This window comes from Pseudomonas triticifolii, from assembly GCF_014358015.1.
GTDB lineage: Bacteria > Pseudomonadota > Gammaproteobacteria > Pseudomonadales > Pseudomonadaceae > Aquipseudomonas > Aquipseudomonas triticifolii.
In genome coordinates this window covers 72716-95600 of the sequence record NZ_JACONV010000009.1, presented here as the reverse complement: position 1 = coordinate 95600, position 22885 = coordinate 72716, and the positions used below count along the sequence as shown (strand labels likewise).

Here is a 22885-nt window from a genome sequence, read left to right as displayed (position 1 = left end):
GTGCAGCGGCCTCAAGGCATAATGGAAAAATTAAGCCCCGCACTTTCTCCGGGAGCGAGGTGGGTCTTGAACAACCCAATTTTGGACTTGAGTTTTATCAATGGATGACGCCGCTCTAATCTCTTTTCTCCTAGAAATAGGGGAAGGTACCGTAGTTGACTACAAATACGAATATTCTCTTCGCGGCGCAGGCATAGGTTATAAAGCCAACATTCTCAAAGATTTTCTCGCCTTCGCGAACACCCGCAGAACCACGCCTGCGTACATTCTTGTTGGGATTGAGGACGGTACCCGCGAGGTGATTGGCATAGACCCAGACGGCGATCAAGGTGATGCAGATATGCAGCAGTTTCTGATCAGCAACGTCAATCGACCTATTAGGTTCTCGTATCGAACCGTAAATTACGCTTGCAAAATCCTAGGTCTATACACCATTGAGGCGCAGCCTCGCCCGTTCCACGCCAAGAAGAGGTTAGCTGACGTGGAACCACACCACGTCTACATTCGCCGCGGCTCTTCCAATGGACTGGCTAGCTTGGATGAAATTGCGCGGATGGGGCTCGAAGACGTGGAAGTCATATCGAAGGGAGCCCCTAACATCAGCGTTACACCCGTCGATTTGACGGGGCGGCGGCTGGAATCATTTAATATTGATTATGTTCAATACCGCTTAGAGTGGAAATCTTATTATCCCAAACTAGGAAAAACTACTTGGTGGGACAAGACTGTGATGGGTGTGACGGAGCCGATCAATGAGGACTATTTTTGGGAGAGAGCCCAGTTTATCCAAGAAAAAGTGGCATCCTTTGGGTTCAGGCTTGAGCTAAGGAACCCGTCTTCGGAATCGGTTCGGGCGTTGCGGGTCGAAATCAGTGTCCCTGCAGGTTCGGAAGATTTCCGGCTTTCAACCCGAAAAGGTCTTCGGTCGAGACCATTGCATAAAGCATGGATTGATTTTCCATACCCGCGGATCGACGTCGACCCCACAGCAGTGAAAGCCAGTTTAGGGCAAAACAAGGATACGTTTTCAGCGGTGTTCGATGCGGATATAGTTAGGGCAGGTGAGGTGCTTCAGACTGAAGAGCTATTTTTAGTGATGCCTTTTGAAAGTTTGTCTTGTATACAGATTAGCTATATCGCAGCCGATATGCCTGGCTTTGTGTATTTGACGCTTCCGGTTTCTGTAAAGTTGGTGCGTGAGGGGTTAAGTTTGGAAGTGATGAAAAATAGAGGTGATTACCTCAAGGTCGATTGGCCTTATTGATATGCTAATTGGCGTGGATGGCGGCTCAACTATCCTCGGCGTACGCTGGGGTGACTGAATCCTTTTTGAGCTTGAATTAGGCTGTAGAGATATTTTCGAAAGTGTGTTCCGTGGCTGCTTTTTTCGCGTGCCGTTCAGCGTCGCGTTTTTTTTCGGATCAGCCCCTGCGTAACGAACCTCCTCGCTTAAACCGTTATTTTACGAGCTTGCGCCAAGCTGACCTCGGGAAAGGTACCAAGCCCCAAGTTTATCCTTTTTTTGTCACAGGATGGATGTAGCTGAAATTTCATAGCTTATAGCCACTGATCCTCACTCGCATCAGCGGGCCATTACCATCCGTAGGGAGTAGTCCTTCTCTTGGCTTTTACGGCTTTTACTTTTACGTCTGAAAGGCACGAGGCTTGGGTCCCCATGGTGGATTCCAGTGCTATTTCCGAAAAATAGCAGGTGAACCTTGGAATATCACTTGGAATACACGAAATCATAGGGCCTGTCGGAAGCCTACGGACACTGCAGGACGATAACTCATTGTATTTACTGGATTTAGTTGGAAAAAAAAGACGTCTGTGGACGTCTTCAGATGTAGATTTGGTGGTAGTGATGATGGGAGGTTTTAATCCGAATTAAGCCCTCATAAATCTGGGCTTCCAGGGCTAATACTGCCATTTTTCTGTCATTCTGTCATGATCACTTTTTTTGATGGGAGCGTCCTCAGTATGAATGATACCGGCTTCGCGATAGTGCTGAGCAACGTAAATATTCCGCAACAGCTGTTGCCCTTTGAAATCGAAACTAGAATCAGCATCTCAAAAGCTAATAACCTTCAGATAGCTGAGTTTGCCAACGTCATGGCTGCTGGGGGCTATTTCTCTGGAGCCACAGTATCTTTTCCAACTACGAATAATGAGACCAAGCCTGAGCCTGAAGGTGGAATGCGACGTACGCGATATTGTATCATCCCAGGTGCAGTTAAATACGTCATTGAGTTTAGTGGTTTTAACGGGCACTTAAAAAACATTAGGCACGCTGGACTCCTTACTTCGCCAAAGCTGAGGTTTGGTATGGAGTGCTTATATCGTGACACAGCTCAGGACTCTGTTGCGCTCACGGCAATGCTTTCTTATCATGAGTTGGAGATTATAAATGACGGTAATAGGAAGCCGTGCGCGCAAGTCGATGAGGAGTTTCTTATTTGTCTGCGTCACTACCATGGGATGATTCTTAAAGGGTTCCCGGATGGTTCAAGAGTAAGTAGGGCATTGAGCTTGTATTTCGATACGGACAGGTTGCGCCCAGATTCAATATTACTGACGCTTTCTTATTTTTCGATTATCGAATCTTTAGTTACTAATGGTCGACCTGATGGTGAGAGTATTACCAAGCAGCTTAAAAATAAGCTAAAATTAATGCTTCGTCGCAGTGAGAATGCTCCGGATGGACCTGCTATGTTCGACGGAATGAAGTATGAGGCACTTTGGTCCAAGCTATACGGGCTACGAAGTGATATTGCTCATGGCAATGTTTATGATTTTTTAAAAGACTATAAAGCTCTTAAATCAATGACACTGGTAAATTTTTACCTTGACGGTATCGTGGCGGCGGTTATTCGTCTGGCAATCGATGAACCCGACCTGGTAGATGATCTACGGGTCTGCTAGTGGATGCAATTTTACCGGCCCACAGGCTTTCCGCTTTGCCCCGGCGGTATCGTCGGCTGAAGGCATCCAACGACCGTATACCCTTTGCAATCATCGTACAGTCGGTATCCACAATCTGCTTGGCCAGCACAATAGCCTCGTCGCTTACATCGGGCGATGTTTTGAAGCGCTCGGACTCCAGCCGCTTGAGCCAAGGGCAGAAGCCGTTTCGCTCGTGGTACAAAATCTTCACTCGGTTACGCGGCTTGTTGAGGAAGACGAAGAGTACTTGGTCGAAGACCACCACCTTTATGTCCAACTCGACCAAGGCGGCTAGGTCGTCAATGGACTTTCGGAGGTCGACCGGCTTGGGGTATAGATAAACTTTTTCGACTTTTGCATCGGGTCGCATCATGACAAACAGGCTCATAAGGGAATTGGGAGCACAGTATCCGGCATCAGTTAACCGCTTTGGATGTGGGGTTTATGGAGCGCTTACATTCCACACAGCGCCTTCGAGGTAGCTAGTCAATATCTGTATGACCCTATCCAATATGCGATGCGTACCTGATCAAAGATGATCAGCATGCGGATTATGAGTTGGGATAATGAGCCAAGTGCAAACTGCTTAAACACGCAGACGTGTTTCCTGATCCTTTAGTGTCTAGCCTATTATTAACAGACTCAACAACGTCCTGATGCCTTGAGTTTTGTGAGCCGTCTCAGGCTTGGGCAGAACCTCACATTTTCACATCCGATCACCCCTTTAATCCAGTCGAATTGGTTTTCGCGAACTTGCATTCTGGCGTTTTTCAACGCCTGAAGCGTTGCTATGGCTAGCGCTTCATGTCCGAGCGAAATCCGCACAGGTTCATAGGCGAGAATATCCACCGTCGTAATAAGGCGTAGATTTTCAAAACGTTCAGAGGAAATCTTGGTTGCTTTTTTTTCATCAATACCAGCAGTGAAACCGTTGCAATATGCAAGCGAGAGTGTCGCGGCTTCTCCGTCTCCGAGCGAGGCTGCTGTGGATCCGGATACCAAGTCGAAGAAGTGCTCTAATGCAATGCCAGAAAGCTCTTCCCTCTTTAAAATTTGATTGTGGAGTAGCTCCAAAAGCTGTTTCGGCTCAGGCCGGCCGTTTGCTGCCCCCAACTCAATCTCCCGAATTACACTGTCGGTGACAATAATCGGAGTTGGAACTGCTTGCAGGATTGCGCTTGCATGATCGGTCGCTAGCAAGTTTATGATGACACTGGCGTCAAGGACGAGAGTGCTTTCTTGATCAGTGAGGCAGCTTGAAAAGGTCATCAACTTCATCCTCTTCTGCCTCATCAAGCAAATCGCGTACTTTCGCCCGATCGAGCTTAAGCAAGTCCGACATTTGCCCTTCGCTTATTAGATCCTTCTTCCAGGCATCGATAGCTAATAAAAAAAGCCTCGTTGATTGCGCGCCATCCATAGGCGTGGAACCGTGAGGTATCGAGCCCAGTACCTGCTGGGCTTGGTCGTCGGTTATACCACCATTATCCATGAACCAATCCCAAGTTCCCTTTTTCGTCAGTTCCAATTCTTCAAGCCTCATAACCATCGCCTGGCGTGAAACGCCAAAGAAGCTAGCGAGCAGGATGATGTGCCGTCGAGTGAGGTGAGTTGATCCAATAGTCACTTCCTTGAACTTTTCCATGACGGTACGGGCTGGCGTTAGAAACGCGCTTCCGAAAGCGTTCGCGTAACGCTCTTCACGCGAGTTCTCATATTTTTCGGCTTGATAAATTTCGGGCTGACGCCGCGTCGCTATAAAGTGCCCTAACTCGTGGGCGCCAGTCTGAGTTTGACGATCCTTCCGATGTACTGCATTTATTAGCATACAGGCGCCAACGGCGTCGTCATAGGCAAACAGCCCAGACACTTTCGATTCAAGTCTCCGGCTATAGACACGAATTCCAAGTTGCATTTCAATCAGCGAAAACAGATCCTGAATCGGGCTCTCGCCGAGCCCTAGCCAGCTTCGGAGGCTATGTGCATCGTGCTCTGCTTGTTTGCGTACATCGCCAGGTAAGATGCTTTTTTCGGTCGGATAATTCGAGGTTTTCCGAACGCCTAAAATATTCTCAAGTTCTACTTCCGCCCTGACGAGATCATTCAGCATCCGAGCAGCTTGCTCGATGCCAGCATCACCAGTGTCTGGGAGTGAGCGGAAACGGGGAACCAGATCCACATGGACCGCTTCTCGGCGTAGCAAAGAGTTAGCGGATACTCCATAACAGCGACTAAGCATCTGGATCTCGTCAAGCCTTGCAGACCGCTGCCCTTTTTCAATGGCCACGAGAGTGGTTCGAGCAAAGCCAATTGCTTTGGCCGCTGCGTCTTGGGTCAGGGCCGCGGTTTCGCGCGCGACCTTCAGTCGTTCACCCAGTTCAGCTGGGCTCAGTTCAAAATCTGGTTTGGTCATGATGCGCCATCTATCCACTTCCTCACGAACGACTCTGATCTCATATCGCTCGTGAACGCTGACCATTCCCTGGCATGTTGCTGCAAGAGCCTGTCAAGGTTCTGCGCCACGGCATGTGGCGACTCGGCCAGCGCTCGAGCCAGTTCGCTCGTTCTGCGGCGTTTGATCAGTTCGTACTGCGAAGATTCCCTAATCGAAGAAAGGTGCTCGAAATGAAGTACTCCTGCGATAGCGTATTGTCGCAAGGCTTCGGTAAAACTGGTGAATTCTTTTGCTGCCCCTGTCTTCCAGGTCGTACTATCTAGGGATTCCCAGACATAATTCGTTGGGGGTTCCTCCAATCCAGCAGCGTGAACGCTAAGGCGGCGAAGCATGCAAGCGGCGCATATGCCGCACTGTCTTCTTGCGCCTGAAACGGCTACTTGTCGGGATTGCTGCCAGCACGACCTGGTCGTTATCCAATCCGCGCTAGTGCCACAGGTTTCGACATACTCGCGCAGGGTCTCGCCTTTCGTCATCCAGAGCCTGGGGAAGGTGTACTGGAATCGATAATCAAGAAGTGCTTCGATAAAGCGTTCCATCAGCTTGGTGAAGACAGGATGATTTCGATAATCCTCATACCCATGCGCAACCGGAAGGAGCACAGGTGCAAGTGCACCTTGTCCGCTTTCGGGGATGATGGCCATTGGTGCATCGATCAGGTACGCCGCAATTGCAGATATGATGCTGAACTTGAATCCGCGACTGCGTGCACTTCTCTCGGCGCTTCTCGCATCATCAAGTTTGACTGAATAAGGAATGGCCGTGAATGGAATCCTCTGACGTTCCTTCTTTGAAATATCGTGTTGTTTGTTCCCTATTCGAAGACGAATAAGGCGTTTACCTAGGCGCTTGCTCTCAAGCTCAGAGACAGCCCGTGAGTCCATTCCATCACTGAAGGCAATGACCGCCTCTGCATCGGAAGGGAAGGCTATTTGGCCTTGCAGCGGTCTCTGTGCAGCTTGTTTTCGAGGTCGAAAGTTGAAATTCCAGTCGTCGCCGGTCAGGAGATTCAGTGCGTTGACGAGCGCTCGATTTACCTTGTTACTCGACCACCGCTCAACGTCGTGAACTGGCACATGCACAATGAAGCGCCTACCCCAACTCATGGAGCTGCGGACAAGGACGCGATCACAAAACTCAACTGCAGCGGCTATGAGTAACGCGTCATGCGTCACGGGCTCCCATTTGTCATGTGATGAGAAGGTCGCGAGAGCCTCAAGGTCGAATTCGATGTTCTTCTCGATGTAACACGGGATCACACCGTTTCTTTTGCGGGCTCCAGGTTCAAGTATATCTACAGCTATTTCCTTAGGCGGCAAAGTGTTCATCACAACCATACCCCGTCATCAAGACCTTTCATTTTCTTAGGGGGGAGGATTCGAGTGGGCTCTGGGCCCACAAGATCCAAGCCGAGTTGGGTATTCGATAGAGTAGAAATGGCGTTCTGGAGTCTTTTACTTACGTGCTCTGCTCTTTGCTCATTCGAGTCGCGAAGGTAGTGTTCTTCGATCGAACGTATATTTGCGTGGCATCGGTCTTTGGCGGCGAGGCCTACCGCGTCATGGAGTGCTTGAATTCCAAATTTGCCTTCATGGATAAGAGTGATGCTCCATTCCACAAGATTCGTTCCAAAAACGGAGGCTGCTGCTAGGGCTTTCGCATTTTCAAGTTGATCCAGCGCAAGCTCTGGCATTTCCAGAGAGTTATCACGGCCGGTAAAGACAGCTTTCAAGGCTTCCATCAGATGCCACGACACCTCCATTTTGAAGTCGCTGGCAACCGCCTGCGCAGTAGCCTCAGCTATCTGGGAGGCATCGTAGGTATCTTGGTCCGCACGCTTTGCCAGTTCTTTCCATGGCTTTCGCAGCTTCAAGCTTCTATGTGGCCCATCGCTCATTTCGTCTAGCCCCCCAGTGAATACCGGTTTTGACATTGTCAGATATTAGTACTAAAAAGCTGACAATGTCAAAGTCGCAATCAGAAAGAATGGCGGTAAGCTATTGGGTATCCCGTCTGGCGAAACCAAGCCGGTCGCCAACGATGCGGCACCAGCTTCTCGATCTCACTCGCCGGCTGAGTGGGCGGGCGTGTGAGGACGACCTTCAAGTAGGCATACGCATCATAGCTATTGGGTTTGGCCGACTAGATAGGGCTCATAAGCGCTGTGGGGAGAGGGGCCTGAGATCCGCCAAAACCCCTGAAGGTTTTTAAAAAATGTCCGCATTTAGACAAGGTTGTGGCCTTAAACGTCGGAGAATACTCCGGCCTTAGCCGTCGGCGGCATTGATTCGGGTCGTGGTATTGGAGTGGCCTTGACAGGCCAGAACCTTGGTCAAGTTGGCCTCATGTCAAGGCATTGGTCGCTGCCGTGGCCCTCAGCCCGTTTGCGCCAAGGCGGGCCGATGCTCGCGGCTTTGGCGTATTTGACGCTCAGCTACCTTCTTGACGGCCCCATAAACGCAGCTACCCGAAGAGCCGATTTTCTTTCCCTGAGTCGAACGGTCTTGCGTTGGCTTTAGGTGTTGAAGGAAGATTGGGCACCTAGGAAATGTGAGTCATAGGAAGGAGTCCAACATTAGCTCGATCAGACCTATAGACTTACGCTTCGTAGACGACCTCGTCGATTTCGTCCGTGGTGCTGGTTATGTCCTGGACTTTTCAGACGTCAGTTATGCGGTTTTTTTCGCGGCTGAGCTGAATGTTAATATTGACGATCCTAAATTTGCGGTGAATGGTCGTTCGAAGGGCAAGCGTTTAAAGTGCTTCCTACAGAGTTGCAACGACTCTGATGCTGTTCGGCTGCTCGCTGCCCTTTGGGAGCAGCGGAGCGAACATCTCATTCGGACTGAATCCCCAGACCCAATCGCCAATGCAGAGCAGAGATATCACGCATTGTTAAGTCGGCTGTCGGGTCAACCGCAGGCCGCACCGACGGCAGCGAAACCGGTCGAGCCGGTAATTGAAGGGTGTAAATTCGCCACATTCAAAAATATCCTTTTAGAAGTCGGTACGCTCCTGCCTCACGCTCGTGGCTATGCTTTCGAGGCATTTCTCAAAAACCTCTTCGATGCATTTCAGCTGGCAGCCCGAGAACCATTTCGGCTTAGAGGTGAGCAAATAGACGGTAGTTTTGAGCTGGACAACGAGGTTTATCTGCTCGAAGCGAAATGGCACGGCCAACCCATTGGTGTCGCCGACTTGCATACGTTTCATGGGAAGATCGAGCAGAAGGCTGCTTGGACTCGAGGACTATTTGTAAGCAATAGCGGGTTCACAGAGGATGGTCTTGCCGCCTTCGGCCGAGGCAGGCGGGTGATTTGCATGGATGGATTAGATCTGTACGAAATGTTAGATCGGGAGATTTCGCTATCCGAACTCCTCAAGATCAAAGTCCGCCGCGCGGCAGAGACCGGTTCCCCCTTCATTCGTGTTCGCGATCTGTACCCTAAGTGATTTATTCATTCGACGATAATTTTTCTGCAGATGATGGCGTATTGACCCGCCAAAATGCTGCTCTACCGTCCCATCTTCGATGCCCTAGGCTAATGGCTGCGCTATCGTGCCCGACCTGAATTTTGAGTTTCAAGACAACTACACGAGCGTTCAAGTTAATTGTGCGCTTCGCCCCAGAGGTGGACTCAATCTATGCCTGCTGCAGCTGTCTGCGTCCATTGATGAGGCCTTAGGAGATCTAAGTCGGACGACTGCGTTGAATGTTCTGCGCAATCTGCTCGAGGCTGGGCCAGATGGGACGAGACCTGCCCTGTCCACGATAGCGCCAGGTGGTGATCCTGTGCTCATTGTTGCGCCGGAGTGGGCATTGGGCTCAGTGGACTGGAACGCTGTTGACGCTCTTGTCAGAGGTGTCGATCGACCACTCGTTTTGGTCAGCGGATTTGGTGTCTCGTCGGGTGAAGCTGTACTCGAATGGTATGGGGCGCCCTCCGAAGACGGCACGGTTAGGCACCTCGCCTGGGAGCAGGCTCGTAATGGCATCAGCCCAGCGATGCGTGTGAATGGCGGTTGGTGTTGGATTCATGAGCCAAACGGTCAGACACACTGCATCACTTATCTTAAAAATGTTCTCCAGCAAAGTTATGAGGCAATCGAGTTAGACGATGTGCAGGCCCATGACACACTTTTGCATCTGCGTTTCAACGACTTGGACCTATTTCCTCTGATCTGTGCTGATTTACTGATGCCTGCAGGGCAGAATGGGCGTTCACCCCAAGCACGTATCCACCGCAAACTCGAGAGCCTGAACAATGACCGTCCAGCGCTCATCGTAGGTTCCTTGCTCCAGACGGGATACAACCAGAATTGGGGAATCGCTATTGACTCCCTTTTGAACCACGTTCTTGCGGGTCGACGGGGAGTAGTCGTCCTATGCAATGTCTCTCACGATAGGCCCGTTGCAGATGAGGCGAACGATAAATGGAGAAGTCTCAGTGGTGTTTTTGCGTCATTTACTGAGATGCCTCACGGTCAGAAAAGTCTCACTGCGACGCGGGCGCTGAGTTCTCAGGGCATTGTGGGAGCGGTGGTACGAGCGACACACCCATCAGTCACTGCAGGTATTGTGTATTGGCCGCCATACACCCCTGTTAACAGCTTGCTGATTTGGAGAGGGAATATGGTTTGCCCTATTCAGAACACAGGGATGATGCTCCCGGTGCCGGCTGCTCCTAACAAGGTCACCTATGAGATTGAGCGTTTTTTACGTAGGTATCCGCCTGACATTAATGCAGCCCCGCGGCTAGATGCAGGCATCGCCGAAATCGGCGAACATTTGCGCACTATCCAATCAGCCGACTCGAGTTCCATGCTAAACACCATTTTGGAGGGCACAAGCTCTCTTAAACCGGTCGATCCTGACGCAGTTTATGATCCTGAAGTGATCAGCGCTCTTCGAGCCGGCCTTCACGCGCTAGCAACGCTGAAATCGATTGATGGAATAGATTGGCAAGACTCTCCTGGTGCCGCTGGTCAACTCATCGTCCGCGCTCAAAACCGGCATTTACTAATATGGCGTTCTCATAACGAGTCACCTAGGGCGCTAAAACGTTCTCTCGGAGAATGGCGGGATAGAGGTGGTCCACATCCGCCTTTAATCGTTCTAGGAGCGACTCGTTATGGCGACCTAGACAGCGGAGAGATCGCACCAGAGAGGCGCGATGACATCAGCACCACTCCAAGGGGCAATGCTGATCTTCGCGCTGGTGGGTCACTTGCACCCGTGACAGGCGACATAAGGGGTCTCAGAGGCATGCGCAGAGTAGCCGGTCTCGGATTGTCGAAAGCCGCCGCGGTCTACACAGAATACGTGGCATCAGAAGATGACGAGCGAGTCGCGGAATTGCTCGGTCAGATCGCCTCTTTTTTTAGGGAGTAAAGATGCATGAATGAAGACTCCGAGTTTTGGAACTCCGCCCGCGAGCAGCTTAATGAGCTGTGCGTCAAAGTAGGTCTCGACCACACTCCAGAGCTTCCCTCACTGGGCATAATGATTTCCGCGCCTGCGGGAACAACGCTTTGGTCTTCGTCTTACGCGCTTGTCCTACTATGGCCCTGCAGTGGAAGTGACCATATTTCCATCGAGCGAGCAGCGGCGCAAGGCCAAGCCTGGCTTGATGAAGTTCTCGTCCGGAACGAAAGGCTGTCTCCTGGAAGCCCAATAGATGGCTATCTAGTGCTCGCTATCCCCGAGGCCCCTGAGGCATGTGCCCGAGAGGAGATTCGCCGACTAGAGCTGTCGGCGCAGGTGTGCCGCAAGCACATGATTTGGCCTTCATCACCTGTAGATTACAATTATGAGCCGGGTTTGTGGCAACGAGTAGCCGACATAACAGTCTTGGGACTGCCAGATTCAGCTGCCCCCTCGGGTAATGAACTCCAATGGCCAGAGCTGGATTCTGAAGCTCAAGCATTGTGGGCCGAGCTTTCGACGCTTGGCGTCAATGGGACAATTTTACGTCATGAGGGGCCGCTGAATGCGCGGAATTAGACTTAACACTCTCGATGTGTCTCACTTTCGTGGGCTCAACGACTCTGTCCGCTTTGATTTCAGCTCACCTTTGACCGTGGTATACGCTCCAAACGGCACCGGCAAGACGACAATGTGCGAGGCTGCAGAATGGCTGCTTACAGGCCAAGTAGAAAGGTTGAAGGAAGGTAATGGATTCGACGCTCTAGTTCTGAGTCCGAAGTTTCCCAGCCAAAATGACGCCACTACCTCCGCCGCTGCGAGCCTCTATATTGATGGAACGGAACAATATGTCCGAAGATATGTTGATGGATCGCAGTCTTCTGCAGCATATGGTGCCGATGAAGGGGCAGCAGTTACCCTTCGTCCCAACGAACTTCTGGCCCTCTTGGCTCCGGTCGCTGCGGCAGACGAAGCACATGCTATAACGGCTATAAATTTACGTCAGCGGTGGCTTAAAGGAACGCGCTTTTTGAGTTCTGAAGCGCTGGCGGCCTTGGTCGATACCGACGAAGAAACTATCGAGCGACGAACTCAAGTCTTCGCGGATTTGCTCGGAATTCGGCATCTGCTTGATGCCGAGCGGCAGTGTGAAAAGTACATTGTTGAGATCGGTAGGCGCCTGCGAAATCTTACAAAAATGACTGAGTCGAGATCCGCGGAAGTTACTGATCTGGAGCTCGCTCTTGGCCCTGATGAAGCGGCCGGGACTTCGCACTCGAGCTCGGCGCGTCTCGAGGCTGATACTGCCGCGAATCTCTTTGTGCCCGAGGATACTCAGTGGTTCGTAGCGCAGCCCAACCTCGACGATCAACTCGCCTCTCTCACCGCGTTGCACAGTCGTTACAAACACTTATTCGATGCACGCTCAAACGCAGCTAAGCGTGTTGAGGCGAAGTGGAGCATTCGTAGCAGCCTAGAAATGGCTGTCACTGAAGGGATCAATATTGAGGCTGCGTTGGCGCAGTCCTTAGCCCAGATTGAAAAGGATGGACGGCAAGCTGCAACTGAGCTCAGTGATTTTAATTCTCGCCGGGAAGCCACCTATCTGCTGGCGCAAGAACTCGCGAAAGCTAAGGATGAACTGACTCATCTGGGTGCGATGGTAGTCGCCACACTTCTGGATGGCGGTTTTGCCGATGATCTTTCTCTAAGCCTCATAGAACTTTCGCATAAATACTCTGAATACCAATGGCCGGCAAGCGCACGACAACAACGTCGTCATGAATTGAAAGGGCTTGAGTTATCTAGTGCCGGATCCAGCGATGAGACCAAGCGCTTAGCGGAACTGGACCTCGAGGTTAGTGCCGCTCGCTCAGATGCTCCCTCACGTGAGGAGCTGGAGCATTTGCAGGAAAAAGCCGCTGAGACCGTTTCTCACGCCAAAGCTGCCACCAAGCTGCTGGATGCTGTGGCGAGCCCTGTGGCTCGCTTACAAGCTGCTGCGAGGGAGCTTTTAAATCATGACCATGGTGTGGATATTGGAAAATGCCCTCTTTGCTCTCATGACTGGAAGGATGCTGAAAATCTAAGATCAGCAATCAATGCGACGCTTTCCGCCGCCCCAGAGTTAGTTGTAGCCGCCAGGTCTGGGGTTGCCGCAGCCGATGATGCGGCCACGCTTGCACACTCCCAGCTCAATGCAGCTCTGCAAAAGCAAAAATATCTACTCGGACTGGAAAAAGAGCAATCGGATCTGCAGTTGGCCAATGCTGTTCAGGATCGCGAGCTGGAAAGGCTCGGTGTCAGCCAAGGTGCCACGGCAGAAGAGTTCAAGTCTCTTGCTGCGCATCTGGATGTAGCCGACGCTATTTCCGTGCTGCTGTCAGCCCGAGATGGGATTTTACCTACAGTTTTCGGTTCTGAATTTCGCATGCCCGCTTCCGGATTCCAGGTCGCAGACCTGCACCAACATTTGGATACCGTCTTCGAGGCAAGACATCGTGTGGTACAGCTCGAGCTTGCTGAGCTCGCGAAGTCTATCGAGGCTGCGATCAGTAATCGTGACGATCTACGCGCAAAGTATGCCGCAGCGCAGCAAAATTTGAAGGATTGCCGTCTGGGCTTAGAGCAAAAGTCAGCGGAACTCGCCTCTTTGCAATCGGCATGGCAAGAGGCTTCGCCAGGTATTGAATGGTCGAACGCCGAGCTCGATACATTGATGTCTGAACTCACAAAAGAAAACGTTCGCCTTACTGTAATTGAAGGACACATTACGGCGGCTCGGGCAGCATGGGCAGCCGAATCTCGTCGCTCTCGTCTGTTGGAGCTTCAGCAGGCGACCCAACTTTTAATCGATGAATCAAGGGTGATGACGGGTAGGTTGGACGCCGCGAACCGCGCGCGTGCAGTGTTCTATGAGGCCTATACCACGATTAGCCGTCAAAAGGTTCAAGACCTGAGCCGAGTGGTAAACCCGCTCTTCGCGCGGATGCATGCTAATCGTGTTTTTGACCGGATCAATCTCGGTGCGGATACTGACTTTCTGCATTGGCTCGCTGACGCAGGGGACCAGCAGCTCGATCCGGGCAAAGATTTTAGCCAAGGCCAGCGGCAAGATCTTGCGCTCGCATTATTCTTGGCGCGGGCACGTAGCCTCGGCGGGACATTCTTTCTTGATGAGCCGATCGTCCATTTGGACGACTTGAATCGTGTCGGTCTTCTCGACATTTTGCGAGCGACTGTCTTAGAAAGCAGTAATACGCTTAACCTCGTCATTACCACCTCTAGTCGCGCATTGGCTCGACACCTCATAGAAAAGTTTGCTGGTGTAGGTTTGGTAGAGACACCAAGTGGGCGGCAGCCGCCTCTTCGAATACTGGAACTAGACGGTAATGGTCGAAGCGGGATCCGGCTGAGTACCGTGTATCCGTTGGAGGGACTTTCTGCTGTGGCCGGTTTGGGGGATGAGATTGACTTGGATTGAGGAGAGAGGACTCATGTTAGGTCAACACGCAGTGCGTCGCTTCTGACACGATGTTCATTTCCGCACAAACACCAACCAAGTAGGACGATTTGTCCGTTCACCCTGCGAAATACGATTCTAGAAAATTCCACATAACTGGCATTAGCTCCCCTATTTCGCGTGTCAGAACCGCCATAAAGTTAGATTTGGTAACCGTTTAATTTATGGAAGATAAAACGAGTTAGTAGGGAGGCTGAACTTATGTGCCGAAACCATATTGGGATTTGAGAGAAGGAGGGGACCGGCCACCCCGAACGACTTTCGATCCTTGCTGGCTATTGCATCGAAACTATATTTAAGCCTCTAGCCCTTTGGATGGCTGAAACTGACAAGCTTCCGGTGGCGGCTTGTTGGATGTGCTCGCTCCACCAAGTCATCATTGGGCGTCTTCTCTCAATGTAATCTGCACGATTGTAGGCGCTACGCACCTCGTCTTTGTCCACGTGCGCAAGTGCGACTTCGATCAGCTCTGGGTCCCATCCTTGTTCGTTCAAGATGGTGCTGGCCATGGAGCGCATGCCATGACTCACCAATCGACCTTCAAAGCCCATGCGTTTCAGCGCCATGTTTGCTGTCTGGCTGTTGCAGTGATCCCGTGGATCTCGGTCGGCCGGGAACACGTATTCTCTGTGGCCGCTGTAAGGCTTGATCGTCTCTAATAGAGCAAGTGCGTGTTCAGTCAGCGGTATGACGTGAGCACGGCGTTTCTTCATACGCTCCGCTGGAATCGTCCAGGTCTTCCTGTCGAGGTCGATGTCAGCCCAAGAGGTTGTGGCGGCCTCGGCGGGACGTGTCATGCTGTGAAGTTGCCATTCGATCAGGCAGCGTGTTGTTCTTTTTATACTCGCGTTGGCGATGGCGACCATCAGTTCTGGCAGCTCTTCGGGGCGGAGGGCTGCCATGTTCTGCTTTTTCGGCTTCTTGAAAACTGCCCGGATGCCACTGAGCGGATTGGCGAAGATCATTCCCGAGTTCACACCGTAGGTCATGATCTCGTTGAGTCGTTGGGTCAGTCGCTTCACTGTCTCCAGGCTGCCTTTGGTTTCCAAAGGGCGCAGAAGCTCGATGACCCTCGGGGCATTGATCTGCGAGATAGGTGTTGTTCCCAGCGATGGAAAGACATGCAGCGTAAGCGAGCGCCAGATGTCCTCGGCATACGCCTCAGTGACCGAATCTTTTTTCAGTTCAAACCAGGCAGATGCCACGTTCTCGAACGTGTGCTCGGTTGCTTGCCTTTTTGTCTGCTCCAACTCGCTACGTTGTTCTTTCGGATCGATGCCCTGGGCGAGAAGCTCTCTTGCTTCGACCGTCTTCTTCCTGGCTTGCGCGAGTGAGAGCTCTGGATAGGTGCCGAGACCCATATTGATGCGGTTCTTGGTGATCGGCTGCCGATAGTTGAAATTCCAGAGCGTCGAACCATTGACCCTCACGCGTAGCTGTAAACCGTCTCCATCGCTGAGGACGTAGTCTTTGTCTTTCGGCTTTACCGCTTTGAGCTGGCGGTCAGAGAGGCGGGTGGCTTGGGCGCACATGAGGTGTTCCATGACATCAATTGGTATTCCAAAAATTACCACTGAAGGGCTTGGAATACCATCTGGAATACCCGATGTCGTGGATTCTGCCGGACGTCCATGGACGCTAATAGACCCTAAAGCCTTGATTTTGCTGGATTCAAGGTACAAAAAAAGACGTCCGGGGACGTCTTTAGATGTAAATTTGGTGGAGCCGGGGGGATTTGAACCCCCGTCCGCCAGTACTCCGCTGTCGGTACTACATGCGTAGCCGTGTCTATTAAGTTAACCCTCAGCGACCCGACGGGCAGGGTGCTTTGGGCGAGTTGCGTAAGTTTTAGTCGCTTCGTCCACAACGTACTAGGCGACGATCCTGTTCTATATGACAATCATTTCGGGTTTACAGGCATCCCCTGATGATTGCTGGAGCCGAAGCTACCAGAAGAGCTAGTCGCGCCGCTTACGCAGCGAGAGCGTAGCCCTCGTAGTTTTCGTCATTGGCAACTATAGAAAGTTGCAACAGTGGATTTACGAGTTCTGTTACCAACTCGGCATGCACCTAAAGTTTCATCACCGGCGTCGAATCCTAATCGGCCCCGAGACTGCTTTCGCAGTCGCTGGGCGGAGTGTACGCCAATCGGCGAGGCACGTCGACCCGTCTGCTGCATCCGATGAGGCCAGTGTGATGCCTGGCCTCTTCAGGATTCTTACTTGCTGGCGCCTTCGCTACCGGAGCCAATGCCTTTGAGGCGGGTGATGGCCTGGGTGGTCAGGTCAACGCATTTTTTCTCGTCACCGCTGGCCTTGGCAGCCATTGCGTCTTTTTCGGTTTTGGCCATCATTTCTTTCACATCAGGGCTCAGGTTGGTGCCGGAAGAAGTCTGGGCATCCTTGAGTGTCTGGAGGTTGGCACTGCACAAATCGTCAGCAGCAAAAACCGGCGAAGCCAACAGTGCAGCGCTGAGGAACAATCCTGTGAGGGCGGTACGCTTCATGTGTCTCTCCTTATAGCCTGTGGACTCGGTATGGCCGGTCAGTGAGGCCGTTGCCCGAGGTTTCTGGGGAGCCCGTTAAGTTGTCGGGCCTAAAAGATTGACTGTGTTGAAACGCAGGGGTTCTATTTATTTTCAGGCTCATGTGAAAAAGCCATATAGGTGCCATAAGGCACCAAAATGGGGCGATCTACGGCTTAATGGCTTGATCATGCGGTTTTGCGTGTGTCACCCGGTCCACCAGATAGACCAGTCCGTGGTAGTCGATGCCGCTGTGTTGCGACAGTCCGATTTCACAGGTGCGGCTGGTGGAAATGCCTTCATGACAGTACTGAACGGCACCCTTGAGTGTCCTCAAGGCATGGGCGTTCAGCTCGGGTGTGGTAAAGCCCTTGTCGCCCGCAAACCCGCAGCAATGAATGCCCTCAGGGATGACCACGTTGGTACTGCACAGCCTGGCGAGTTCGATCAGGGCCTGGCTTTCGCCCAGGTGTTGGGTGCTGCAGGTGACGTGGACGGCGACCGGTTCCTGTTGCGGCGTGAAGGTGAGTTTGTCCAGCAGGTGGGTGCGGATGAAGCGCACCGGGTCGTACAGGTCCAGGCGGGTGTCTTTGAGCTCCTGTACCAGACGCAGGGTGCAGGGGCTGGTGTCGCAGTAGATCGGGTCGAGGCCGCCGCGGCTGGCTTTGGTCAGGGCGGCGAGGAGTTGCTGGCGTTTTTCGTCGGCCTGTTCGCCGTAACCTTTTGACGCAAAAGGCTGGCCGCAACAGAGGTTATCCTGATCGTCCGGGAACACCACTTGGTAACCGGCTTTTTCCAGCAGGCTGCGGGTCTTGTCCATCAGCGATGACTGCTCTTTATCGCCGGCGCTAGGCCCCATGACGCGAGAGACGCAGGCGGGCAGGTAAACCACGCGTGGTCGCTGATCGTCGAACGGCGCGGTGAAGCGAATCGCGTGTTCGGCCTGGGGCATGGCGGGTGTCCATTGCGGGACTCGGCCGGCCGACAGTTTGCTCAATGACGCTGACAGTTTCGCCAGCCGTGGCGCGCCTAGCAGCATGCGTGCGCCATTGGCAGCGTGAAGGGTGAAGCGCGCGCCTTGCAGTGCCGTCCTGAAGTTGTTCGCCAGCCAGCCTGCGGTTTTGCCGTGATGGGCGTCGAGGCTGCGCAGCTTTTTCACCAGCTCGCCCGTGTTGATACCGACCGGGCAACGCTGGGCGCACAGACCAGTCGCGGCGCAGGTGTCGATGCCTTGATAGCGGTAGTCTTGCTCAAGTTGCCGGGTGTCCACGCCCGCACGTTTTTTCGCCTGAATGTCGCGCCAGATCACGATGCGTTGGCGTGGGCTCAGGGTCAGTTCTCTTGAAGGGCAGACCGGCTCACAGAACCCGCACTCAATGCATTTGTCGATGATCTCGTCGGCGGCGGGCAGGGGTTTGAGGTGCTTGAGGTGGATGTGCGGGTCGGTGCTCAGCACCACGTCGGGGTTGAGAATGCCGTTGGGGTCGAGCAGGTGTTTGAGCTGCCACATCAGTTGATAAGCGTCGCTGCCCCATTCCTTTTCGACGAAGGGCGCCATGTTGCGACCGGTGCCGTGTTCGGCCTTGAGCGAGCCGCCGAACTCCACCGCCACCAACTGCGCGACGTCTTCCATGAAGGCCTGATAGCGCGCGACTTCGTCGGGGTTGTTGAAGCCTTGGGTGAAGACAAAGTGCAGGTTGCCCTCCAGCGCATGGCCGAACAGGATCGCCTCGTCGTAATGGTGCTTGTCGAACAGTGCGATCAGGCGGCGCACGCCCATGGCCAGCTGTTCGACCGGAAAGGTCACGTCTTCGATGATGACCGTGGTGCCGGTCTGGCGCACGGCACCGACGGCGGGAAAGGTATCTTTGCGGATGGCCCACAGGCGAGCGTTTTCAACAGGGTCGTGGGTGAAGTCCACCTGTTTTTCCACTGGGAAGGCGGCCATCGAACTCATGATTTGTATCAATTGCTCGTCGAGCAAGGTGCGGGACGCGGCGCGGGCTTCGATCAGCAGGGCGCAGGCGTTTTCCGACAGTTCGCGTACGAAGGCGGGCATGCCGGGTTTGTCCTGCACCGAGCGCATGCTGCGTCGATCGAGCAGTTCGACGGCGGCCACCGGCTGGCTTTTGAGGACCGTGACCGCGTTGCAACAGGTTTCCACATCGGGAAACACCAGCAGCGCCGATGCTTTGTGTGGGTGATCGACCACCGTGTTGTAAGTCACGGCGCTGATGAAGCCCAGCGTACCTTCGGAGCCGACCAGCAGATGACTGAGGATCTCCAGTGGCTCATCGAAATCCACCAGCGCGTTGAGTGACAGGCCGGTGGTGTTTTTCAGACGATATTTGTGGCGAATTCTCGCGGCCAGTTCGGTATTGGCGCGGGTTTCCTGGGCCAGGCGATCCAGATTATTCAGCAGGTCGGCGTGGCTTGTGCGAAATGCTGCGACGCTGGCGGCGTCTTCGGTGTCGATCAGCGTGCCGTCGGCCAGGATCAGGCGAATGCCCGCCAGCGTGTGATAGGTGTTTTGCGCGGTGCCGCAGCACATGCCGCTGGCGTTGTTGGCGACGATGCCGCCGATCTTGCACGCATTGATCGAAGCCGGGTCCGGGCCGATCTTGCGGCCGAAGGGGGCCAGCCAGGCGTTGGCCTGCGCACCGATGACGCCCGGTTGCAGGCGAATTTGTGTGCCCTCGTTGCGCAGTTCGCGCCCGTTCCAGTTGTCGCCCAGCACCAGCAATACCGAGTCGCTGATGGCTTGCCCGGACAGACTGGTGCCTGCGGCCCGAAAGGTGACGGCCACTTTTTCGGCCTGGGCCCGTTTGAGCAGGGCGATGACTTCGTCTTCGGATTCGACGCGGATCACCAGTTTCGGGATCAGCCGATAAAAGCTGGCATCAGTGCCGAATGCCAGGGTCGAGAGCGGGTCGTCGAAGCGACGCTTTTCCGGGATCAGGCGGCGGACGTTTTCCAGAAAGGCAACAGGCAGACTCATGCGTCCTCCACGATCAGTACGACAAGGTCCTTGGGACCGTGGGCGCCATAGGCCAGCACCTGTTCGATGTCGGCAGTCTTCGACGGACCGGACACCAACAGCGCGTTGGTAGGCATGCCGCCTGCCCAGTTCTGTTTGAGTTGGGTTTCATAAAGGTTGTCGTAGATCTCGCTGGCTTTAAGCAGCGCGAAATGCACGGGCGGCACCAGGCTCATCAGGCGCGGCTCTTCGCGTGTGGGCCAGATGATCAGGCTGCCCGTGGCGGCAATCGCGCCCAGCGTGGTGGTGAAGCTGGCGGGCGTGTGGTCGAACAGGTCTTCTTTCCATTCTTCGATGGGCCGGTCGTAAGCCTTGAGTGCGGGCAGGTCGGGCTGTGCAGCCCAATGTTCGCTGACCCTGCGGCCGTGCGGCGTGCCCGGTGCGATCAGCAGGCTGGGCAATTGACGGTCCTTGACCAGTTCGCCAAGCCTGCGCGGCCAGTCCTGTTCGCGGCACAGGTGGATTTCGGTATGGACCGCCTCCATCAGTTTGCGCAATTGGTCGATCCGGTTTTCCGGAGCGTAGCGCCACGGCTCGGTGACCAGCCCCTCGTCGAAGAGGTCAGACACTGGCATGGTGCCGGTCAGGCTTTTGCGCAGCTTGGCGAGGATGTTCTGCTTGGCACTCATGGTTGGTCTCCAGACTTCCTTTCCAGATGCTCGCGGGCCATTTCGTGCAGGGAGCGGGCGGCGGGTTTCGGGGCGCTGTGGTTTTGTGTCCAGGGGCCGATGTTGCCGGGTGTCAGGCCGCGCAGTCGGGTGGCGAAAAAGCCGAACAGGCGATACAGCGCAGGCGAGGTGTTGAGCCTCGACCAGGCGTTCCAGATAAAACGTTCCTTGCGCGAGAATTTGCTGCCTTGGTCACGCATGACCCGGTTGGGCGCGTCTGGCGCTTTGACGTTTTCTTCGCGCAGACGCCGTAACAGCGCGGGAATCGGAATTTTCACCGGACAGACTTCGCCGCACGCGCCGCACAGGGATGACGCGCTGGGGTGATCCGGGACTTTCGCAAGGCCCGCCATGTGCGGGGTGATGATCTTGCCGATGGGGCCGGGGTAGACCTCGCCGTAGGTGTGACCGCCAACGCGGGTGTAGACCGGGCAGTGGTTCATGCACGCGCCGCAGCGGATGCAGTTCAGCGTCTGGCGCAGCTCGCTGTCGGCGAAGGCCTGGCTGCGGCCGTTGTCCAGCAACACCAGGTGCACTTCCTGCGGGCCGTCCAGCTCATCGGCCTTGCGCGGGCCGGAGATCATGTTGACGTAGGTGGTGATTGGAATACCCAGCGCCGAGCGGGTCAGCAACGACAGCAACGGCACGGTGTCGCGCATGTTCTCGACGACCTTTTCGATGCCGGTCACCGCGATGTGCACAGGTGGCACGCTGGTGACCATGCGGCCGTTGCCTTCGTTTTCCACCAGCAGCAAGGTGCCGGTTTCAGCGACGGCGAAGTTGACGCCGGAGACGCCAATGTCCGCTTCGAAGAATTTCTGGCGCAATACGCGACGGCCGATCTGAATCAGTTGATCGACGTCGGTGGTGTAGTCCACGCCGAGCTTTTCGTGGAACAGTTTGCCGACCTGGCCTGCGTTCTTGTGGATGGCGGGCATGATGATGTGCGAGGGCTTTTCGTGGTCCATCTGCACGATGTATTCGCCCATGTCCGCTTCCAGGCACTCGATGCCGCGCTCGCCGAGAAAGTCGTTCATCTCCATTTCTTCGCTGACCATCGACTTGCCCTTGATCACCTGTTTGGCTTCGTGGGCTTCAACGATGGACAACACGATGGCGTTGGCTTCTTCGACCGTTTCCGCCCAGTGCACCTGCACGCCATTGCGTATCAGGTTGCGTTCCAGTTGTTCCAGCAGGTCGGGCAGTTTGGACAGGGCGCGGGCGCGGATGGCGTTGCCCAGCGAGCGCAGGTCTTCGCGCTCATCCGCGTTGCTGAAGGCGGCGGCGCGCTTGGTCATCAGCGAATCCATGGCGCGTCGGAAATTGCCGCGCAGCTGTGGATCGCCTAATGCCTCGTGAGCTCGCTCGCGGAAGTCCGGGGTGTGGATTTCGACGGCGGGGATGCGGGTCTGCATGTTCATCGCTGACCTCCGGTGCGTTGCCAGAGAAAACTCGCCAGATGTTGGCCGCGTATCGCTTCGCGCTGTTTTTCCAGCGAACCGTTGATGTTCATCAGGCAGCCGCAGTCGGCAGTGAGTATCTGATCGGCGCCGGATTCCTTCAGGGCGCGGGTCTTGTCGGCGACCATCGCACCGGAAATGTCCGGCATGCGTACGCTGAATGTCCCACCGAAGCCGCAGCATTCGCTTTCGTGGTCGTGATCGACGCGCTCTACGTTACCCAGTTGCGCGAGCAGTTCGCGAGCGTGCAGATGGGTGTTCATTTCACGGCGTGCCGAGCATGAGGTGTGCAGCGCGATGCGGGTGGGGCGGCCGGTGTCGTTCAGGCGTGCCTTGCAGACGTGTAGCAAAAATTCAGTGAGTTCATACGTGCGTGCGGCGAGATGCTGTACCTGCTTCAGCGTCTCGGGCTCGTCTTTGAACAGGTCGGGATAGTGTTCGCGAAACATGCCGGCGCACGAACCGGACGGCACGACAACCGGAGCGTCTCCCTTGAACAGCTCAAGCTGGGCACGCGCGACTTCTCGGGCCTGATCGGTGTAACCCGAGGTGTAGGCCGGTTGTCCGCAGCAACTTTGCGCCTGTGGATAATCGACCTGAATGCCTTCACGTTCGAGCAGGTGAATCGCGTCCATGCCGGCTTCGGGGAAGAACAGGTCCACCACGCAGGTGCCGAACAGGTAGACGCGTTTCGGTTTATCGGCCGGGTACTCACGGGGCGCATGGCGAGCAGGCGCGAGGCGGGTGGCGTTGGGCGCTGTGTCGGGTGCGGCGTTGTAAAAAATCGTACTCATCAGTTTGAGTCTCCGGGTGGGCCCGGTTATGAATGGCTGACGCCGACGGGTCTGTT

Annotated in this window: 16 protein-coding genes, 1 other RNA gene and 2 pseudogenes; 5 read left to right on the top strand and 14 right to left on the bottom strand. The window is 54.2% G+C overall.

Features of this window, described 5'->3' with window-relative positions:
* Positions 1-100: 100 nt before the first annotated feature.
* Positions 101-1264 carry an AlbA family DNA-binding domain-containing protein gene (locus H8S56_RS14220; RefSeq protein WP_187518993.1) on the top strand — a complete coding sequence of 388 codons (1164 nt, stop codon included), beginning with the start codon at positions 101-103 and terminating at the stop codon, positions 1262-1264.
* Positions 1265-1343: 79 nt separating this feature from the next.
* Here the strand turns inward: H8S56_RS14220 and H8S56_RS24510 are convergent.
* Positions 1344-1677: pseudogene (locus tag H8S56_RS24510) on the bottom strand (integrase arm-type DNA-binding domain-containing protein); the annotation flags it as partial.
* A 303-nt stretch (positions 1678-1980) separates the two neighbouring features.
* Here H8S56_RS24510 and H8S56_RS14215 point away from each other — a divergent pair.
* Positions 1981-2922, top strand: a complete 942-nt coding sequence (locus H8S56_RS14215; RefSeq protein ID WP_187518992.1) for a HEPN domain-containing protein — start codon at positions 1981-1983, stop codon at positions 2920-2922.
* Here H8S56_RS14215 and tnpB read toward each other — a convergent pair.
* The 6 genes and pseudogenes from tnpB to H8S56_RS24505 all read right to left on the bottom strand — a co-directional run.
* Positions 2867-3316 carry an IS66 family insertion sequence element accessory protein TnpB gene (tnpB, locus tag H8S56_RS14210; protein WP_187518991.1) on the bottom strand — a complete coding sequence of 150 codons (450 nt, stop codon included), beginning with the start codon at positions 3314-3316 and terminating at the stop codon, positions 2867-2869. The genes H8S56_RS14215 and tnpB overlap by 56 nt on opposite strands.
* Positions 3317-3585: 269 nt before the next feature.
* On the bottom strand, positions 3586-4212 hold the full coding sequence (locus H8S56_RS14205; protein ID WP_187518990.1) for a PIN domain-containing protein: 627 nt from the start codon (positions 4210-4212) through the stop codon (positions 3586-3588).
* A complete protein-coding gene (locus H8S56_RS14200; RefSeq protein WP_187518989.1) occupies positions 4187-5356 on the bottom strand; it encodes an XRE family transcriptional regulator in 1170 nt (389 codons plus the stop codon). The genes H8S56_RS14205 and H8S56_RS14200 overlap by 26 nt, the downstream gene beginning before the upstream one ends.
* Positions 5353-6726 carry a 7-cyano-7-deazaguanine synthase gene (locus H8S56_RS14195; RefSeq protein WP_187518988.1) on the bottom strand — a complete coding sequence of 458 codons (1374 nt, stop codon included), beginning with the start codon at positions 6724-6726 and terminating at the stop codon, positions 5353-5355. Before H8S56_RS14195 ends, H8S56_RS14200 begins: the two co-directional genes overlap by 4 nt.
* Complete coding sequence (locus H8S56_RS14190) at positions 6726-7271, bottom strand: hypothetical protein (protein WP_214654096.1); 546 nt, start codon at positions 7269-7271, stop codon at positions 6726-6728. Before H8S56_RS14190 ends, H8S56_RS14195 begins: the two co-directional genes overlap by 1 nt.
* A 104-nt stretch (positions 7272-7375) precedes the next feature.
* Positions 7376-7540 (bottom strand): annotated as a pseudogene (locus tag H8S56_RS24505) (transposase domain-containing protein); the annotation flags it as partial.
* Positions 7541-7948: 408 nt separating this feature from the next.
* On the opposite strand from H8S56_RS24505, the gene H8S56_RS24700 reads away from it, so the two are divergent.
* The 3 genes from H8S56_RS24700 (at position 7949) to H8S56_RS14175 (ending at position 14307) form a co-directional block, all read left to right on the top strand.
* A complete protein-coding gene (locus H8S56_RS24700) occupies positions 7949-8851 on the top strand; it encodes a restriction endonuclease (RefSeq protein WP_214654095.1) in 903 nt (300 codons plus the stop codon).
* A gap of 376 nt (positions 8852-9227) precedes the next feature.
* Complete coding sequence (locus H8S56_RS14180; RefSeq protein ID WP_328803404.1) at positions 9228-10790, top strand: ABC-three component system protein; 1563 nt, start codon at positions 9228-9230, stop codon at positions 10788-10790.
* Between the two features lie 598 nt (positions 10791-11388).
* On the top strand, positions 11389-14307 hold the full coding sequence (locus tag H8S56_RS14175; protein ID WP_187518985.1) for an AAA family ATPase: 2919 nt from the start codon (positions 11389-11391) through the stop codon (positions 14305-14307).
* A 314-nt stretch (positions 14308-14621) separates the two neighbouring features.
* Here H8S56_RS14175 and H8S56_RS14170 read toward each other — a convergent pair whose 3' ends face one another.
* The 7 genes from H8S56_RS14170 to H8S56_RS14140 all read right to left on the bottom strand — a co-directional run bounded on the left by H8S56_RS14170 (position 14622) and on the right by H8S56_RS14140 (position 22829).
* Entirely contained in the window at positions 14622-15878 is a 1257-nt protein-coding gene (locus H8S56_RS14170; RefSeq protein ID WP_187518984.1) for an integrase domain-containing protein, read from the bottom strand.
* Between the two features lie 185 nt (positions 15879-16063).
* Positions 16064-16455: a transfer-messenger RNA gene (gene ssrA, locus H8S56_RS14165) on the bottom strand.
* 109 nt (positions 16456-16564) lie between these two features.
* Entirely contained in the window at positions 16565-16852 is a 288-nt protein-coding gene (locus H8S56_RS14160; RefSeq protein WP_024689132.1) for a hypothetical protein, read from the bottom strand.
* Positions 16853-17039: 187 nt separating this feature from the next.
* On the bottom strand, positions 17040-19868 hold the full coding sequence (locus tag H8S56_RS14155) for an FAD-binding and (Fe-S)-binding domain-containing protein (protein ID WP_187518983.1): 2829 nt from the start codon (positions 19866-19868) through the stop codon (positions 17040-17042).
* Positions 19865-20536 (bottom strand): LutC/YkgG family protein, encoded by a 672-nt coding sequence (locus H8S56_RS14150; RefSeq protein ID WP_187518982.1) that lies wholly within the window; start codon positions 20534-20536, stop codon positions 19865-19867. The genes H8S56_RS14155 and H8S56_RS14150 overlap by 4 nt, the downstream gene beginning before the upstream one ends.
* Entirely contained in the window at positions 20533-21996 is a 1464-nt protein-coding gene (locus H8S56_RS14145) for a LutB/LldF family L-lactate oxidation iron-sulfur protein (protein WP_024689135.1), read from the bottom strand. The genes H8S56_RS14150 and H8S56_RS14145 overlap by 4 nt, the downstream gene beginning before the upstream one ends.
* Positions 21993-22829 carry a (Fe-S)-binding protein gene (locus H8S56_RS14140; protein WP_187518981.1) on the bottom strand — a complete coding sequence of 279 codons (837 nt, stop codon included), beginning with the start codon at positions 22827-22829 and terminating at the stop codon, positions 21993-21995. The genes H8S56_RS14145 and H8S56_RS14140 overlap by 4 nt, the downstream gene beginning before the upstream one ends.
* Positions 22830-22885: the final 56 nt, after the last annotated feature.